We start from the raw sequence: 14,806 nt of genomic DNA on the forward strand, positions 1-14,806 counted from the left end.
AATGAAAAGAAAACTATTTATTTCCTTTATCCAAGCTGTAATTGTTCTACCTGTTTTTTCAATTTTATTATGTATGCTTGGGGTTCCTATAGGAATCCTAATAGCTTTTTTTAAAGAGGGTACATTTTCATTTGATTCTCTGAATATAGAATCTATTTATGAGTCATTGATTTATTCAGTAAAAGTAGGAGGTGCAATAGGTTTAGTTTTAGGGACTGGACTTTTGTTCGCTAATGTCATAATTCCTATTGTCACAGGTAAATTTGATAATAAAAATAATAGCTCTGAAGATTAGCTATGAAAAAGTAATTTTAGTTTGAGTTATCGTTGAGAATAACTATCTGAGCCATGATGAGAAGCGTCGCGAACAAGTATTAGAGAAGAAATTAGAGCAAGGGACTATCACTGAAAGTGAGAAAAATGAACTTGCTGGATTGAAAGAAAAGAGTGAAGAACGTAATGAATCGCTCTTACTTGCCTGTCAAAGTGGTATGTCTCAAGCTTGTATTAGTGAGAAAAAACAAGCAATTGAGGCAGGAAAAACGTATGATTTAGTGGCCGACTACCAAACATTCTATGATGCACTAAAAGATCATCCAGACGAAAAGAAACAATTTGATGCATTGATCGATGACTATTCTAAAGCCGTCAATGGACTGATGAATCAAGGGTATAGTTTTGAGCAAGCACTATCAAAAGTAAATTCCGATTCTGTAATGGCAGCTAAATACCAAAAAGCAATGAATGATATGCCTAGCTGGGCAAAAGCTTGGATGTAAGTCGAAAATGTTGCTTCAATTGTCTATGGTGCTAAATATGCAAATGAAGGGCTAAATCAAACAATATACCAAGGAATTAAAAACGGCTCTATTTTTGACATAAATAAAGGTGCATATCACTTATCTAAAGCCGATGGATTCAGCCAAAGAAGAGGTATATCTGGTGGACATAATTCAGATTCATTTTACCGAGCAGCTTCTGATAATGGAGTGAAAATTTTATCGGAAACTCCTACAGGAATAAACGGAATTACTCACATCACTTATCAAATTCCAACTAAAGATAGAACAGGTAAATTCGATGGTAATTACAAACAAGATGTGTTTGAAAAAACAGTTTATGATCCTAAAATATTTAGTGATACCAAAATATTAGAACTAGGACAACGAGCTGCGGCTAATGGTTATTCTAATGCAGTTGCGTCTGGTAAAAGGGAATACACCGCAACAGCAGGCGGCGTGAAATTTCAAGTTTATCTGGATCCAAAAACAGGAACAGTGACAAACTTTTTCCCAGTGGGTAAATAATGAACGAGTATCTTTTTGAAATAATTGATTATGATAATGATCCTAATTGGGTTATTAAGGATTTTTTTAATTCACTTAATTTATCGGAAAGGTTAATTGATAGTGTAGAAAAAATAATTAGCAGATGTGGCTTTGTTATCAATGAAACATATTGCCACTTCCCTGATCTTGATGACCCAGATCCAGAATTTCACTTTGATGGAATTATGTTTGGTGTATGGCAAGGGAAAATTATTGTTCCTGATACTGTTGGTTATAAATATACCAAACTAGCATGTGAAAAGTATCTATACCTTCATCCGGATAAAAATGAAGAAATAAACTCGTTGATCAATAGATTGCCACTATAAAGATAAAAGATCCCAGTAAGTGCAGGGATCTTCATTAACGAAACGATCTTACTCCCCCTCGGCCAGTTGGATGATCAGTTGCCCAGCTTGGCGGGTGAGGGTATAGTGTCTGCCCACCTCAAGCCCCATCTCTTTCAACCACTTACCGCTTAAAGTGAGTTGCGGGCTGGGGTTGGGTTTACCTCGGTTCGGGGCGTAACCTACTGTATACTGTCTGGTTTTGACCACTTCCAATTAATTACTCTTTGATGTCCACCGTTTAGCATCATGCATATGTAAGATGCTGTTAATCACGGTCTCAATCGCTTCTCTCTCTCTTTCTCGTCTAGCTGTGAAATCGCGTCAAACTGTCGCTTATTAATACAGGCAAAGGCGGTTTTGATATCACCGTCGGTAATCATACGCAACTCGATGGGGCGGTGATTAGCAGCACTGCGGACGCTGAAAAGAACAAGTTGGATACGGGCACGCTGGGCTTTGGGGATATCAAAAATAAAGCTGAATACAAGGTGGATAGCCAAAGTGGCGGCTTTAGCACAGGGGGTTCTCCATTTGCAGACCAGCTTGCGGGTAATGCCGCAGGCTTCTTGTTGACCAATGTGAATAACAAAGGCAAAGACAGCAATACGACACACTCAGCGGTGTCAGAAGGCGAGATTAGAATTCGAGATAAGGATAATCAGAAATAAGATATCAACGAGTTAAGCCGTGATACAGATAATGCCCATGAGAAGCTCAATACGATTTTTGATAAAGAGAAAGAGCAAAAACGGATAGAAAAAACACAGTTAGTGGGCGAATTAGGTAAGCAGATTACTGATATAGCGGTGACGAATGAGACGATTAAAGCTACGAAGGATATAGATAGAGAGCACCCTGAGTTGAGTGGCAAGGAAAGAGAAGATGCTATTCAAGCTCAAGTTAACAAATCTGAATGGGGTGTCGGAGGGGATAATCGCCGTATAGTCGAGTCAGGCACCGCTTTGATTCAAGGGCTTATCAGTGGAGATGTGAATAAAGCGGTGGCGAATGCGAGTGCTCCGTACATTGCGAATGAAATCGCCAAAAATATTCCAGAGAAGAACAAAGAAGGACGCATCATTGCCCACGGTATTGCGAATGTTGCATTAGCGCTGGCAAAAGGTGAAAATGCAGGGGCACAATCGCTCGGTGCAATGACAGCGGAAGCGGTTGGAATGTTATCTGAGAAACTGTATAACAAACCAGCTAGCCAACTGACGGAAGACGAAAAAGCGACAGTCAGTGCATTTGCGAGTTTGACAGCGGGTATCGCGGGTGGGCTAGTCGGTGGTGATACATCCGATGCAGCGAATGCGGCTCAAGCAGGTAAGACGACGGTTGAGAATAATGCGATTTCAGGTTCATTTGTAGGAAGAACCGATGAGCAAATCAAAGAAACCGCAAAAGTGCTTGTTGATGGGATTGATTTAGAAAAGCTATATGGTGATGATAAAGAAAAAATAGATGCTTACAGAGAAGGAAGTGTAGAAGGCAGAAAAGAAGGTTTAAAAGATGGTAGTATCGAAGTTTTAGAGGGTACCGCTAACTCAATTCTTCACCCTATAGACACTGTTACAGATTTAGCAACAGCCATTTGGAATTATGATCAGACTATTGACGCAATTAAAGTATCAGCAACTCAATGGAACGAGTTGTATGAATATGCATTAGCTAATGATCCTAAGTTGGCAGGACAAATGTCAGGCGCATTACAAGGTAAAATTCTAGGAAATGCAGGTACGAGTATCGTAGTTTCTGGCGCAGCAGCAAAAACTATTCAAAAAATAGCACAAATGGAAAGTGGTGTTAAATTTTTACCTGATGCACATGGGAAAACTCACCCAACAATAGTAAAAGGTGATGCCGCAGTCCCTGTGGATAAGATTGAATTATTCTTACGAGGTAAAGCAGCTGGTGATTTAACCACATTAAAAGCAGATTATAATGCTCTTAAAGATCTGCAAGTAAAAAATCAAAGCTTGTTTGCTAAAGACCCAAGTAATTTTGATAAGTTACGGACGTTAGAAAGTAAAATACATAACGTTGAAAAATCAAGAGATATGAATAAGGTATTAAATAATGCAGGTATACCTGATACACCTTTGAATAACTCAATGATTGTCGATGAATTATTAAAATCTGCTAATAATGTAACCCCCAATAATAGAAGAACTTCTATTGTTATTAACGGCTCAAAAGGAAATGTCCGAGTTTATGGAACATGGACTATCCTGCCTGATGGCTCGAAACGTTTATCGACTGTCGAAGCTGGGGCTTTTAAATAAGAAGTGTAATTATGAGCGAAAGAAATAAAAGTATTGAACGATTATTAACGGGTATAAATAATTATATAACATATGGTTACGTTGACTCTATGTCATTTAATGAAGCGTCAGATGACTTATTTGACTATTTGTCTGAGCTGACCTCATTAGATAGTAAAAAGGCTTTTTTTTATTATAAAAAAATATTAACTGATAAAAACATAAATGATGATTTTTTGAAGTCTCTATGTCTAAATCGGTTATTGTTATCCGAATTTGAATGGAGTTATGCATTTGAATTTTTAAATAAGAATGCGCATGAATTAAGTATACCTTGCTTAGAAAAGGCCTTATTTTATTTCTATTGCGCAAAAAATGATCCCGCATCACATCCAATACCGGATAGGCTCATCGACAAGCTAATAGCTAGATACCAAGAAGTAAAAAATGATCCTAATGCAGATTTTTATCATCTATCTGAATCATTTGATAATTTTTCTCGAGCTTATGGGGTTTAACGGTTGAGAATAACCATTTAAGCCCTGAAAAGACGAAAGCCAGAAGTGAAGAGTTTGCGAAATGTAACGGTGATAGTCGTTGCCGTGCTGAGGTTAGAGACACTTATCGAAAAGAATACGATAAAGTTCAGGAGCAAATAAATACCTGTAGTAGTCCAGACCAATGTGTTGCTGTCGCAAAAGAGTTAAAAGAATGGCAGAAAATTTACTCTGAGAGAGCGAAAGAGCTACAAGATAAAGCACATAATAATGGTGGTATCGGTGCCCTCACTGACGCTGAACAGAAGGAATGGGCTGAAATCAGGGGTACACTACCGAATCTAGAAGGCTCTCGTAATTTAGCAATTTATCGTGCTGAACAGTTAGGTGGCTCAGAAGAAACCACAAAAGAGCGTGATTTAGCGATGGCAGCGGCAGGGATTGGTGCTGGAATTGGAAGTGGTAAAGGTGGGAAAAATAATACAAACAAAGAGCCACAAACTAACCAACCCAATCAACAACAGTATAAAAATGTTGCACCTAATACTTTAATAGGGAGACAAGACAGCACAGAAATGTCAGGGTCACAAGTTAAACGCTTAGTTAAAGATATGAAAGCAAATGGCTTTAACATGAATGAACCTATTGATGTTGCTATAGTTAATGGGAAAATGATTATTATTGATGGGCATCATAGAGCTGAAGTGGCTAGAAAAGCTGGTATTAAAGATATACCTGTAAGGATTAATACCGTAACTAAAGAACAAGGCGACCAGCTATTACGCGAGGCAGCTGAAGCAAGAGCAAGGAGATAGCACATGCTACATTCAATAGATAGTACAGACTTGAGAAATTTTGTTGTTATTCAAAAAAAATTAATTGAATCTTTTATTCATCAATATCCGAACCTTAAAGACTATCAATTTTTATTAGATTTTCCTAAACAGGGAACTATAAAACTTGATGATAGTAATTGGAATTTTTCAAGGCATGGAAAGGGGATAAAATTTTATCAAGATACCTCTTCCAAGGCTAAAATTGTGGATGTCCATTGCAACATTACTGAACCAGAACTATTTGATTTATGGCGATTAAGCCAATATTTTGGATTGGATAATGACTACGAATTAACCAGTTTATTGGATAAAATGGTTAAGGATGGAGATTTATTAATTATTTCTGATAAATATTATATATTTAAAAACTAATAAATAGACTTTAACTCTACACTTGAGTCCCATAAAAAGCGTCATCACCAAAGGGCGCAAGACATAATGCTGATTGTGCGTGGTTGGGGAGTATCAACTACGCATAATCCCCGAGCATTATGTTGAATTGCCGAAGGCTATTTACCCTGCGATGATGATAACCTTTTGATTCTTTATTTAATAAAAATATAAAGCTCCCCTAACGCTGTGCATTTTGCACAGCGTTATTTACCTTTTCTTTTTAGCCGCCTTACTTTTAGCTGTCGTATCTTTAATTAATGAGTTGTTTTAATTGATTTTGTTTGACTGCCATATCCATAAAACGACAAATAATATCTTGCTCATCGGGCCTCAATTCATCAACTTGTCTGCAAAGCTCTTTTAGCCGCTTGTTTTTGATATCAAACGCGGGCTTATTGGGTCCTTGCTCACCATAAACAAGGTGGTCAATGGTGACTTCAAGGACTTGCGCTAATCTGATGATATATTCAAATTGAGGTCGGGATTTTCCTTGCTCCCATCGTCCTACCATTCGAGGCTGAACATCCAACATATTGGCCAGGAAAGCAGTTGCAAGTTGATTTTACCATTATTCGGCGAGGTAAACAGGCATTAAAGGCGTTTGTTGCAACGCTGGGTTACTCTCGAGCCAGTTATGTTCATTTTTATGACAATGAACGAACCGATGCATGGGTTGATGGATTAGTCCGTAGCTTCGAGTTTTTTGGCGGTGTTCCTCATGAGATTCTTTTTGATAACGCAAAGGCGATCATCCTTGAGCGTGATGCTTACCGAGTAGGAGAGCATCGTTGGAATCCTAAGCTTTTATCTCTTGCTCAGGATTATGGTTTTAACCTGACCGTTTGTCGCCCCTATCGAGCCAAAACAAAGGGGAAAGTTGAACGTTTTAACCGTTACCTAAAATCAAGCTTTGTTGTGCCATTACAAGCAACATTAAGGATGTCAGCGTTACAACTGGATGTCCAAACTGCAAATGGTTATGTCGGTTACTGGTTAACTCAAGTTGCCAATGTAAGAGTCCACGGTACGACAGGTGAAATACCGAACCAACGCTTAATCACAGAGCAGAATGCCTTACTGCCATTGCCGATAAAGTTTGGCAATATTGATAGCTATCAGAAGATAAATATGACACCGATGCCATTTGAAAGCCTACAGCATCCGCTTAGCGTCTATGATCAACTTTTGCAGGAGACATTATGAATTTACAATCTGAACGTATTGCTGATGCTTGTTGCCAACTAGGACTCTACGCATTACCTGAAAACTGGCCGAGGATTGCTGAAAAACATCTTGCACAAGAAGGGTCGTATGCTGATTTTATTGAAAAACTTCTGATTGAGGAAATCAATGCTAAGATGCAGCGTACTAAGGCGATACTCTTGCAGTTTGCAGGGTTACCCCATATAGGGATCTTCCTTAACGATATTATTCGCTCTCAGCCAGTTGGATAATCAACTATCCGGCTTGGCGAGTGAGGATAAAGTGGCCACCCACATCAGACCATAATTTATTCAGCTACTTACCTGAGATGGTGAGTTGCGGGCTGGGTTTAGCTGGACTCGATAAATAACTCCTGTATTCTATTGATTTAATTGGTGTTTTTGCTTATTTCTAAATTCAAAAGCGCACGTCGGCAAAATCGGTTCTCTGGATAAAAATGCTCTTTGAAAATATAATGTTAACTGGCTGAATTCAATAGAGAAAAGTGATTTTATCTGCCTATTTTGCAATGGAATGAGTTGTTGTTGAGAATAACTTTTTCAGCTCTAAAGATCTGCCGGATGGTATGGTAGATTATGGACAATCGGCGTTCACATTAGCCGAATCTATGGAAAAGAATGGTTATAGCATTCAAGATATTAATGTTGCTTTAAGTGACTTTGCGAAAGGTGATCACCCTGAAGGACAAGATCCTGCAAGAGGCTTCCTTGAAGCATGGGGAAATTTTGTTGGTATCCCGTTAGATTTATATTGGTCTAATCAGCAAATGTCCCCAGAGAAAGCAAGCTCAAATATTGAGTAGTTCACCTCCGACAACTGAAGCAAAACTGGTGCAGTTCTTAGCGGCTAAAGCATACTTAGAATTTGCGAAGAAAAATTCACCATTACCGCAATGGGATGCAGGAAAAGGTGAATATAGCTTTAAAGAAACAGGGAAAGTTGTAGATGTTAATCACCCTAGTGGGCAATTTAATAGTGGTTCATTGCCAAGTGAGTATGACACAGTCTGGAGTTCGATTAAAGCAACTCAGCCTCAGATTCCAGGAACGTCGATTCCTAAATCTTTTGAAATGACAGTCAATGGTCAAACTATTTGGGTTAACCCTAATGCAACAAAACATATGGGAGAGTATTTGACACGAAATGGATTGTCCCATAGTACCTCAGAGGGAAGTCAAGCTATGTTGGCTAGTCTTCAAGGGGCGGTTAAAGAAGCGTCCTTACAAGGATTTAAGCATAATGAAAAAGTACAAGTTGGCCGCTGGGAATTAGTCTTCAGTCAGCGACCAACAGACCCTTATCCTGTATTAAAACATGCGTTGTATAAATGATGAAATTAACTATTGATAGTGTTATTAATAAATCTAAATATATGGATATCAGTATTGATGGATATGTACCTATTGATATAAAACTATTCGATACAATTGGAAATGTTCCTTTATATTATAGATTAGGGGATGGTAAGAAAAGTTTACTAGAGATAGCGGTATTACCTGAAAATGGTTTTTTATCGGCGATAACATTAGTGATTATAAACCCTGAATGTGTTCACAAGGTTGATACGGCTTTAGAAAAACTATTAGTAGATAGCTCGGGAACTCCAGTTGTTAATTTAGAAATATGGAAATCTCAGAATAACAATAGTTTTAGCCAACGTTTTATCGATGATTTTGATTTTGATATTCAGGCAATAGTATCACCAACGTCTATAATGCTAAATATTGCAAAGAACGAGGAAGAAATTAATTGGATAAAATGTAGTGACAGATTTTATGTGGGTATTAATGACAAAAAAAACATCACAAGTATGTTATTGGATAAACTAACACAAGAAGAAATAAGTAATTTTTTTGAGGCAATCAGTTAGTTATTACTAAAAATATAGAGATCCCAATTCTATACTGGGATCTCCTTAATGATCTTATTCGTTCTCAGCCAACCGGATAACCAACTGTCCGGCTTGGCGGGTGAGAGTGATGCTGCTGCCCACCGTAAACCTTAGTTCACTCAACCACTTACCACTTAAGGTGAGCCTTGGGTTGGGTTTACCTCGTTTGGGAGGAATCCATTGTATAGCGTTTGGTTTTAATTCTGCTTTATCCCTTTTTAGGCTAAAAAACGCACGTCGGGGCACTTGTGTTCGACAAGTAAAATGCACTGGAAAAATAAACTTGTAATTGATTGAATATACAAGGAAAAAGTTGTTTTATCCGCCCGTTTCGCAATGGAGTGAGTTGTTGTTGAGAATAACTACTTGAGCATGCCAGAAGCAGGTTTAAGAGATTATTTACAACGTAAAGCTGACAGTGGCGATATTACGGATGAGCAAAAAGCAAAACTAGATGGCTTAAAACAGCTTGATGTAGATAGAGATAATGCTTTATCAGCTGCATGTTCTGGCAGTAATAGCCAAGCTTGTGCCAAAGAGTTACAACTTGCCTATGACGCAAAAGATAGCTATCAAGGTTATGCGGAATACCAAGCTTATCATGATGTTTTAAAAGCTTATCCAGACCAAATGGCGAAGTACGATGATTTGGTGACGAGCTACTCGAAAGACCTGATTGGATTATTAGATCAAGGTTATTCAATGAGCCAAGCTAGCCAAATGCTGGATCAAAAACTTGCGAAAGACCAAGCTTTCCAGAAATCTATGGATGATATGCCCCAGTGGGTCAAAATATCGTTGGTTGTTCAAGAGACGGTAGGTTTAGTTTACGGTGCGAAGGCTGCTAATGATAATGTCGGTGCGTGGATAAAAGATAAGCCTAGTGAAATGAAGCGCCCAACGCCTCAGCAATCAGAGAAAGATGTTGGTAAAGATTTAGGTAATGGTTGGCGTGAGCAAGTCAGCTTTAAAGATGGAAAAGAAGTTCCTTATGGTACAAAAGGTAGTACCAGACCTGATTGGTGCCAAGGAAATACGTGTAGCGTTGAAGTTAAGAATTACACAGTTTCTACTAACTCCAATGGGTTAATTAATAATGTATCTAAGCAGGCAATTGAGCGAAAAGAACATTTACCAGCAGGTATGACTCAACGCGTTGTAATTGATATTAGAGGACAGACAGTCTCTGCTGCTCAAGAAGATGTTATAATTAAAGGGATTGTTTCTAAATCAAATGGAGCAATAAAACCTACAGATATTCAATTTAAGAGGAAATAAATGAAAAGTATTGGTTTTATGGGCGGAAGTTCTATATTTGAAACTGGAACAGTACAAGAAATGATTGATTTTTTTGATTATTTATCTGGTGAGAATATTCCTGATTTGGAGAAGGAATTAATAGATAGCTTATATAGAAAATATATTAGATATCAAGATCTAGATCGTTTTGAAAACTTAATAACAGAGTTGAAGAAATCATCAAGTTCAGAATCAAAATATCTAAAATACTTTGATGCGATTATTACTTGTATCGAATCTGCAAAAATGTTCTATAACAGCTGGGAAATATACCAACCATTAAAAGTTGGATTTACAGATATGCCATACTGTATTGATGATAAGGATCGTCCTCAAGAGTTGTATGATGCTCTAACAGAGGATGATTTGCCTTTTTGGTTACGTTGATCTGAAAAGAGAACCCAGCCGTACACTGGGATCTCCTTAGCCGTCTTACTCCCCCTCAGCCAGCCGGATGATCAACTGTCCGGCTTGGCGAGTGAGGGTATAGTGGCTGCCTACCTCAAACCTCAACTCATTCAGCCACTTACCGCTTAAAGTCAGTTGTGGGCTGGGGTTGGGTTTACCGCGGTTAGGGGCGTAACCCACTGTATAGTGTCTGGTTTTGACCACTTCCTCTTTAGCCGTCGGTGTTTTTACACTACAATCGCGCTTAGCCATGGTGACTACCTCGTATAGTTGTTGTGGTTAGCGACTGTTGTGAGGTGTGAACTCATAATTGCCATGCGTTCTATCTCAACGTTTTATGCTGTTAGATCTCGTTGAGATCCGTTAGACATATTTCAGTCATAATCTAAATAAAAAATTTAAAGGTTTTATTAAGTGTAGAGAGTCTGGTTTACTTTTAATTATAAATATCTTTATATTTCACCAAATAATGTGATTACTATAATGCTTGAAATACAAGTTAAAAATAAATGTATAATAAATTAGGTATATATAATTATAGTTTCTTTAAGTTAATATAAATATTTATGGCGGTTGGAAGCTATTTTAATCATTTGTTTTAAATCATATTTACATGCATTTTATGATGGGTAATAAGTTAATTTATTGATTTTAAATAATAAAATTCCCAATAATATTGATCAACTAATGGATAAGAAGTGATATATTATCGAGTATATTGTTTTTGTATGTTAGTTTAGGAAAAAATCACAAAAGGTAGCATATAATGCCGAATATTTTATCATTAGATAGTGATAATTTCTCGAGTACACTTTACCCCCTAGAGCAAGATGAGCAACAAACTGTAGTTGTTTATTTTTCGGCATCGTGGTGTTTACCTTGTAAAAATATGAAACCTATTTTCATTAAAATTTCTGAATATTTTCAAGGAAGTAACATCATTTTTGGCATTGTTGATATTGCTCAATCGCCCACTTTAGCTCCTCGATATGGTATAAAATCAGTGCCAACAATTGCGGTTTTCCAAGATACTCGGTTAATCGATATTATTGCAGGAGAAGTACCATTTAATAGGGCATTAATGGTATTGGAGAAAACGCTCGGTAAGCGTTAATATTCAGCGAATATATTTAATAATAATGATAAGAAATTCATAATGTTAATATTGATATTAGAAGGGTTATTGATAGGCTGTCTACTCGGTTTGACGGGAGCTGGCGGGGGAATTCTTGCTGTTCCTGCTTTAATGGCAAGCCAAGGTTGGAGTGTTGCACTCGCTGCGCCTGTTGGGCTTCTAGCAATTACAATAGCGGCTTTTATCAGCGTTATTCAAGGGCTTATAAAAAAAAGTATTCGTTATAAAGCCGCAATTTGGATAGCATTATTGAGTATCCCTTCTGCTAAGTATGGTATTTACCTTGCCCATATTGTACCTTCAGTTTGGTTAACGCTTATTTTTAGCCTTGTTATGCTTTATGTCGGGGGGCGTATATTTTTCAATAGGGTTGATGAGCAAAATGATGCACATTGTTTAATTAATACAGAAACTGGGAAATTTATTTGGAACACTAAAACAGCGTTAATCTTTGGGGGGATTGGTGTCATTACAGGATTACTTACTGGTATGCTAGGTGTCGGTGGTGGTTTTATTATTGTTCCTGCATTGCGAAAGTTCACTAATTTGAATATGAAGAGTATTATTGCAACATCGTTAATGGTTATTTTCTGTATTGGTAGTATTAGTATTTTTATTAATGTTTTGAATGGGTTTCAATACCCTAAAGAAATTAGTATTATATTTATTGTCTCTTGTGTCATTGGTTTATTAATCGGTCGATTAATAATGCATTATATTTCCAATAGAACCATTCAAATGCTATTTTCAATTGTTGTTATTCTTGTCGCTTTAGGATTGATTTTATCAGTGCTGATTGAGCTAAAAGTTATTTAAAATATATTTTAAATGTCAATTTGTTTATTTAACATTTCTAATTCATGCGGTATGTCACTATTTTGAATTATCAGTCATTTATTCTTCTTAAAGAAAGTGAAATTGATTTATCTTCAAGCTCAAAACGGTATAATGAATAATCGCATATTTCTCCCTGATAATAGCCAAATGGATTACTAGCCTATTCTTCAGGGGATTCATTAAAGGTTGACTAGTATAATTATGACAAAACAAGATAGCTCAACAACGATAATTGATATAGCTAAACGTGCTAATGTAACTGATATTACAGTCTCTAGAGCATTTAATCATCCTGAGATGGTAAAGAAGGAAACTCGAGATAAAATATTAGCGATAGCACAAGAGCTCAATTATGTGCCAAATCTTTTTGCACGTAATCTGAAAAACAAAAATAGCCGCATAATAGGTGTGGTTACTGATAGCACATTTAACCCATTTTATATCGTACTGATTCAAACTGTCTCACGCTTAGCGAAAGAAAAAGGCTATCAAGTCATGATTTTTGATTCAGATAGTGATGAAAAAGCAGAAAAAACAGCAATCGAAACATTAGTCAGCTACAAAGCGAGTGGGATCCTACTATCGCCAGTTCGTGATGATAAAGACTATCAACCAAGTTACTTATCATTAATTGATCAACATAATGTGCCTTTAGTTTTTGTTGACCGTTCAATTTATGGTTATCAAAATAAGTATTCAGGGCTGTTTTTGAAAAACTTTGAAATTGGCGCTTTAACAGGAAAATTTCTTAACCAGCAGAATAGTGAAAACACACTGATTGTTTCAGGGCCAGAAGGATCTGAAATTAGTTTGTCTCGTTTAGCGGGTATATATGAAAATTTTCCAAATAGAAAAAATATTAATGTCTTATACAGCAGTTATATGTTTAATAAGAATGATGAAGATTATCTAAGAAAAAAAGTTCAAGAGCTTTATACACCAAATATGTATATTGTTGGGCTGAATGGAATTATCACGGCAGGGATGTATAAAATTATTTTAGAGCTAGGCCTTTCTTGCCGTTATTTTTCTGTAGATTTACCACCCTATGCAGATACTTACCATTTATCTATTTCTGGTGTACACCACGATTCAGTATATCTTGGTGAATTAACAACTGAGTTATTGTTTTCTGAAATAGAGCGAGATTCACATAAAGACCATAAAACAAAACAGATATTTGTTGATGGGAAACTTGTTGTTTATTAATAAGAGTTAGAAAGAAAGTCCGTTATGATTTTTATATGTACTCTAAAGAATTTGAGTTGTATATGAACACAGTCAACACCCATACAACTTGAAGTATGGCAATTATAGATAGGCAGGTAATGATACCTGCCTATCTTAATGGCGATGAGGTATTATTAATTTAGCGTTTCATTGAGCTAATTAAGGTAGCGCCCCAAATAATTAAACCTTTTACAATATATTGAACATAAGGTGAAATACCTAATAAATTTAAACCATTATTAAGTACGCCTAAGATCATTGCGCCAATCAGTGTGCCAATGATCATACCACGGCCTCCTGCTATTGAGGCGCCGCCGAGTACGACCGCAGCAATCGCATCTAACTCAAAGCCTACTCCTGCATTGGGTTGCCCACTCATTACTCGAGAGGTAAATATTAACCCAGCGAATGCAGCAGTAAAACCGCTAATAACGTAAACTAACATTTTATAACGTTCAACGCGGATACCACTGAGGCGTGCTGCTTCTTCATTACCACCAATAGCGTAAATATAACGGCCAAAAGAGACATGATTTAGTACAACATAGAAAATAAGATAAAGGCCAAGCATTAATAAAATAGGAACTTGAATTCCCATTAATTCTTCTCGTCCCCAAAAAGCAAACTCTTGAGGTAATCCTGAAACTGGGTAGCCACCGGTATAAATTAAGGCTAACCCTTTAGCAATAATCATGGCACCTAAGGTGACAATGATTGGCGGCATTTTACCGTAAGCGGCTAAAATCCCATTAATAAAGCCAAAAGCAACACCCGATAATAGTCCAAGAGCGATGGCTGCATAGGGGTCCATTCCATAATACTTCATTAAGCCTGCCATCAAGGTTCCAGACAGTGCCATAACAGCACCAACGGACAAGTCAATTCCACCTGTTAAGATAGCAAATGTCATACCGATAGCGATAATGGCATTAATAGAAACCTGACGAGCTATGGTCGAAAGGTTGTTTACAGTTAAAAAATGTTCATTAAAAATGGACATGCAGACAAATAAAAGAATTAAACCAACAAATGGTAAAAATGCAGGTATTTTTGTTAGCTTAGAAAAACTAAATTTATTTTTAGTTAATGGAATTGCACGTTGATTAGACATAGT

At 37.0% G+C, this 14,806-nt stretch carries 22 protein-coding genes and 3 pseudogenes; 19 read left to right on the forward strand and 6 right to left on the reverse strand.

From position 1 onward, the window contains the following. Position 1: 1 nt before the first annotated feature. The 4 genes from P3L44_RS04110 (at position 2) to cdiI (ending at position 1,657) form a co-directional block, all read left to right on the forward strand. A complete protein-coding gene (locus tag P3L44_RS04110) occupies positions 2-295 on the forward strand; it encodes a hypothetical protein (RefSeq protein ID WP_272662843.1) in 294 nt (97 codons plus the stop codon). Positions 296-341: 46 nt separating this feature from the next. Beyond that, the gene (locus P3L44_RS04115) at positions 342-779 is read left to right on the forward strand and encodes a DUF6862 domain-containing protein (protein WP_410480053.1); all 438 of its coding nucleotides are present in this window, start codon (positions 342-344) and stop codon (positions 777-779) included. A 210-nt stretch (positions 780-989) separates the two neighbouring features. Beyond that, positions 990-1,307, forward strand: a complete 318-nt coding sequence (locus tag P3L44_RS04120) for a CdiA family toxin C-terminal domain-containing protein (protein ID WP_410480047.1) — start codon at positions 990-992, stop codon at positions 1,305-1,307. Then, positions 1,307-1,657 (forward strand): ribonuclease toxin immunity protein CdiI, encoded by a 351-nt coding sequence (gene cdiI, locus P3L44_RS04125; RefSeq protein WP_272662841.1) that lies wholly within the window; start codon positions 1,307-1,309, stop codon positions 1,655-1,657. Before P3L44_RS04120 ends, cdiI begins: the two co-directional genes overlap by 1 nt. A 48-nt stretch (positions 1,658-1,705) precedes the next feature. Here cdiI and P3L44_RS04130 read toward each other — a convergent pair whose 3' ends face one another. Both P3L44_RS04130 and P3L44_RS04135 read right to left on the reverse strand, forming a co-directional pair. Continuing rightward, positions 1,706-1,885, reverse strand: a complete 180-nt coding sequence (locus P3L44_RS04130; RefSeq protein ID WP_272662845.1) for a SymE family type I addiction module toxin — start codon at positions 1,883-1,885, stop codon at positions 1,706-1,708. Between the two features lie 6 nt (positions 1,886-1,891). Then, positions 1,892-2,013 (reverse strand): annotated as a pseudogene (locus P3L44_RS04135) (RstR family transcriptional regulator); the annotation flags it as partial. 63 nt (positions 2,014-2,076) lie between these two features. Between P3L44_RS04135 and P3L44_RS04140 the strand changes: the two are divergent. The 5 genes from P3L44_RS04140 (at position 2,077) to P3L44_RS04160 (ending at position 5,647) form a co-directional block, all read left to right on the forward strand. Then, on the forward strand, positions 2,077-2,346 hold the full coding sequence (locus P3L44_RS04140) for a hypothetical protein (RefSeq protein ID WP_316928164.1): 270 nt from the start codon (positions 2,077-2,079) through the stop codon (positions 2,344-2,346). A gap of 102 nt (positions 2,347-2,448) precedes the next feature. Continuing rightward, positions 2,449-3,963: a VENN motif pre-toxin domain-containing protein gene (locus P3L44_RS04145; RefSeq protein WP_316928262.1), complete on the forward strand. Its 1,515-nt coding sequence runs from the start codon at positions 2,449-2,451 to the stop codon at positions 3,961-3,963. A gap of 11 nt (positions 3,964-3,974) precedes the next feature. Then, positions 3,975-4,460: a hypothetical protein gene (locus P3L44_RS04150; protein ID WP_272662782.1), complete on the forward strand. Its 486-nt coding sequence runs from the start codon at positions 3,975-3,977 to the stop codon at positions 4,458-4,460. A 404-nt stretch (positions 4,461-4,864) separates the two neighbouring features. Then, entirely contained in the window at positions 4,865-5,254 is a 390-nt protein-coding gene (locus P3L44_RS04155; RefSeq protein ID WP_272662783.1) for a ParB N-terminal domain-containing protein, read from the forward strand. Positions 5,255-5,257: 3 nt separating this feature from the next. Next, positions 5,258-5,647, forward strand: coding sequence for a DUF6896 domain-containing protein (locus P3L44_RS04160; protein ID WP_272662784.1), 390 nt, complete (start codon positions 5,258-5,260; stop codon positions 5,645-5,647). 271 nt (positions 5,648-5,918) lie between these two features. Here the strand turns inward: P3L44_RS04160 and P3L44_RS04165 are convergent, their stop codons facing one another. Continuing rightward, the gene (locus P3L44_RS04165; RefSeq protein WP_272662785.1) at positions 5,919-6,179 is read right to left on the reverse strand and encodes a helix-turn-helix domain-containing protein; all 261 of its coding nucleotides are present in this window, start codon (positions 6,177-6,179) and stop codon (positions 5,919-5,921) included. A gap of 26 nt (positions 6,180-6,205) precedes the next feature. Here P3L44_RS04165 and istA point away from each other — a divergent pair. The 5 genes and pseudogenes from istA to P3L44_RS04190 all read left to right on the forward strand — a co-directional run. Further along, positions 6,206-6,871, forward strand: a pseudogene (istA, locus tag P3L44_RS04170) (IS21 family transposase); the annotation flags it as partial. Further along, positions 6,868-7,122 (forward strand): ATP-binding protein, encoded by a 255-nt coding sequence (locus tag P3L44_RS04175; RefSeq protein WP_272662786.1) that lies wholly within the window; start codon positions 6,868-6,870, stop codon positions 7,120-7,122. The pseudogene istA and the gene P3L44_RS04175, both read left to right, overlap by 4 nt. A gap of 377 nt (positions 7,123-7,499) precedes the next feature. Next, on the forward strand, positions 7,500-7,694 hold the full coding sequence (locus P3L44_RS04180; RefSeq protein WP_272662787.1) for a hypothetical protein: 195 nt from the start codon (positions 7,500-7,502) through the stop codon (positions 7,692-7,694). Between the two features lie 199 nt (positions 7,695-7,893). Then, positions 7,894-8,223: pseudogene (locus P3L44_RS22095) on the forward strand (pretoxin); the annotation flags it as partial. Then, positions 8,220-8,762, forward strand: a complete 543-nt coding sequence (locus P3L44_RS04190) for a hypothetical protein (RefSeq protein WP_272662789.1) — start codon at positions 8,220-8,222, stop codon at positions 8,760-8,762. The pseudogene P3L44_RS22095 and the gene P3L44_RS04190, both read left to right, overlap by 4 nt. Positions 8,763-8,816: 54 nt before the next feature. Here P3L44_RS04190 and P3L44_RS04195 read toward each other — a convergent pair whose 3' ends face one another. Further along, entirely contained in the window at positions 8,817-9,053 is a 237-nt protein-coding gene (locus P3L44_RS04195) for a SymE family type I addiction module toxin (protein ID WP_316928263.1), read from the reverse strand. 102 nt (positions 9,054-9,155) lie between these two features. On the opposite strand from P3L44_RS04195, the gene P3L44_RS04200 reads away from it, so the two are divergent. Together P3L44_RS04200 and P3L44_RS04205 are read left to right on the forward strand one after the other, a co-directional pair. Further along, positions 9,156-10,061, forward strand: a complete 906-nt coding sequence (locus tag P3L44_RS04200; RefSeq protein ID WP_336298694.1) for a DUF6862 domain-containing protein — start codon at positions 9,156-9,158, stop codon at positions 10,059-10,061. Continuing rightward, positions 10,062-10,469: a hypothetical protein gene (locus P3L44_RS04205; protein ID WP_125895265.1), complete on the forward strand. Its 408-nt coding sequence runs from the start codon at positions 10,062-10,064 to the stop codon at positions 10,467-10,469. Between the two features lie 45 nt (positions 10,470-10,514). Here P3L44_RS04205 and P3L44_RS04210 read toward each other — a convergent pair whose 3' ends face one another. Next, positions 10,515-10,742, reverse strand: a complete 228-nt coding sequence (locus tag P3L44_RS04210) for a SymE family type I addiction module toxin (protein WP_272662792.1) — start codon at positions 10,740-10,742, stop codon at positions 10,515-10,517. A 514-nt stretch (positions 10,743-11,256) separates the two neighbouring features. Between P3L44_RS04210 and P3L44_RS04215 the strand changes: the two genes are divergently transcribed. The 3 genes from P3L44_RS04215 to P3L44_RS04225 all read left to right on the forward strand — a co-directional run bounded on the left by P3L44_RS04215 (position 11,257) and on the right by P3L44_RS04225 (position 13,671). After that, positions 11,257-11,604 (forward strand): thioredoxin family protein, encoded by a 348-nt coding sequence (locus P3L44_RS04215; RefSeq protein ID WP_272662793.1) that lies wholly within the window; start codon positions 11,257-11,259, stop codon positions 11,602-11,604. A gap of 42 nt (positions 11,605-11,646) precedes the next feature. Then, positions 11,647-12,441 carry a sulfite exporter TauE/SafE family protein gene (locus P3L44_RS04220; protein ID WP_140172745.1) on the forward strand — a complete coding sequence of 265 codons (795 nt, stop codon included), beginning with the start codon at positions 11,647-11,649 and terminating at the stop codon, positions 12,439-12,441. Positions 12,442-12,663: 222 nt separating this feature from the next. Then, positions 12,664-13,671, forward strand: a complete 1,008-nt coding sequence (locus P3L44_RS04225; protein ID WP_004905247.1) for a LacI family DNA-binding transcriptional regulator — start codon at positions 12,664-12,666, stop codon at positions 13,669-13,671. Positions 13,672-13,831: 160 nt separating this feature from the next. Here P3L44_RS04225 and P3L44_RS04230 read toward each other — a convergent pair whose 3' ends face one another. Further along, positions 13,832-14,803 carry an ABC transporter permease gene (locus tag P3L44_RS04230; RefSeq protein ID WP_272662794.1) on the reverse strand — a complete coding sequence of 324 codons (972 nt, stop codon included), beginning with the start codon at positions 14,801-14,803 and terminating at the stop codon, positions 13,832-13,834. Positions 14,804-14,806 lie beyond the last annotated feature (3 nt).

The sequence above is a fragment of the Providencia sp. PROV175 genome, assembly GCF_032707045.1.
In the GTDB taxonomy this organism is placed as follows: Bacteria; Pseudomonadota; Gammaproteobacteria; order Enterobacterales; family Enterobacteriaceae; genus Providencia; species Providencia hangzhouensis.

Coding starts and splice junctions, on each gene's coding strand:
- P3L44_RS04110 (WP_272662843.1), top strand. CDS start 2: ATGAAAAGAAAACTATTTATTTCCTTTATCCAAGCTGTAATTGTTCTA.
- cdiI (WP_272662841.1), top strand. CDS start 1,307: ATGAACGAGTATCTTTTTGAAATAATTGATTATGATAATGATCCTAAT.
- P3L44_RS04150 (WP_272662782.1), top strand. CDS start 3,975: ATGAGCGAAAGAAATAAAAGTATTGAACGATTATTAACGGGTATAAAT.
- P3L44_RS04155 (WP_272662783.1), top strand. CDS start 4,865: ATGGCAGCGGCAGGGATTGGTGCTGGAATTGGAAGTGGTAAAGGTGGG.
- P3L44_RS04160 (WP_272662784.1), top strand. CDS start 5,258: ATGCTACATTCAATAGATAGTACAGACTTGAGAAATTTTGTTGTTATT.
- P3L44_RS04165 (WP_272662785.1), bottom strand. CDS start 6,179: ATGGTAGGACGATGGGAGCAAGGAAAATCCCGACCTCAATTTGAATAT.
- P3L44_RS04175 (WP_272662786.1), top strand. CDS start 6,868: ATGAATTTACAATCTGAACGTATTGCTGATGCTTGTTGCCAACTAGGA.
- P3L44_RS04180 (WP_272662787.1), top strand. CDS start 7,500: ATGGAAAAGAATGGTTATAGCATTCAAGATATTAATGTTGCTTTAAGT.
- P3L44_RS04190 (WP_272662789.1), top strand. CDS start 8,220: ATGATGAAATTAACTATTGATAGTGTTATTAATAAATCTAAATATATG.
- P3L44_RS04200 (WP_336298694.1), top strand. CDS start 9,156: ATGCCAGAAGCAGGTTTAAGAGATTATTTACAACGTAAAGCTGACAGT.
- P3L44_RS04205 (WP_125895265.1), top strand. CDS start 10,062: ATGAAAAGTATTGGTTTTATGGGCGGAAGTTCTATATTTGAAACTGGA.
- P3L44_RS04210 (WP_272662792.1), bottom strand. CDS start 10,742: ATGGCTAAGCGCGATTGTAGTGTAAAAACACCGACGGCTAAAGAGGAA.
- P3L44_RS04215 (WP_272662793.1), top strand. CDS start 11,257: ATGCCGAATATTTTATCATTAGATAGTGATAATTTCTCGAGTACACTT.
- P3L44_RS04220 (WP_140172745.1), top strand. CDS start 11,647: ATGTTAATATTGATATTAGAAGGGTTATTGATAGGCTGTCTACTCGGT.
- P3L44_RS04225 (WP_004905247.1), top strand. CDS start 12,664: ATGACAAAACAAGATAGCTCAACAACGATAATTGATATAGCTAAACGT.
- P3L44_RS04230 (WP_272662794.1), bottom strand. CDS start 14,803: ATGTCTAATCAACGTGCAATTCCATTAACTAAAAATAAATTTAGTTTT.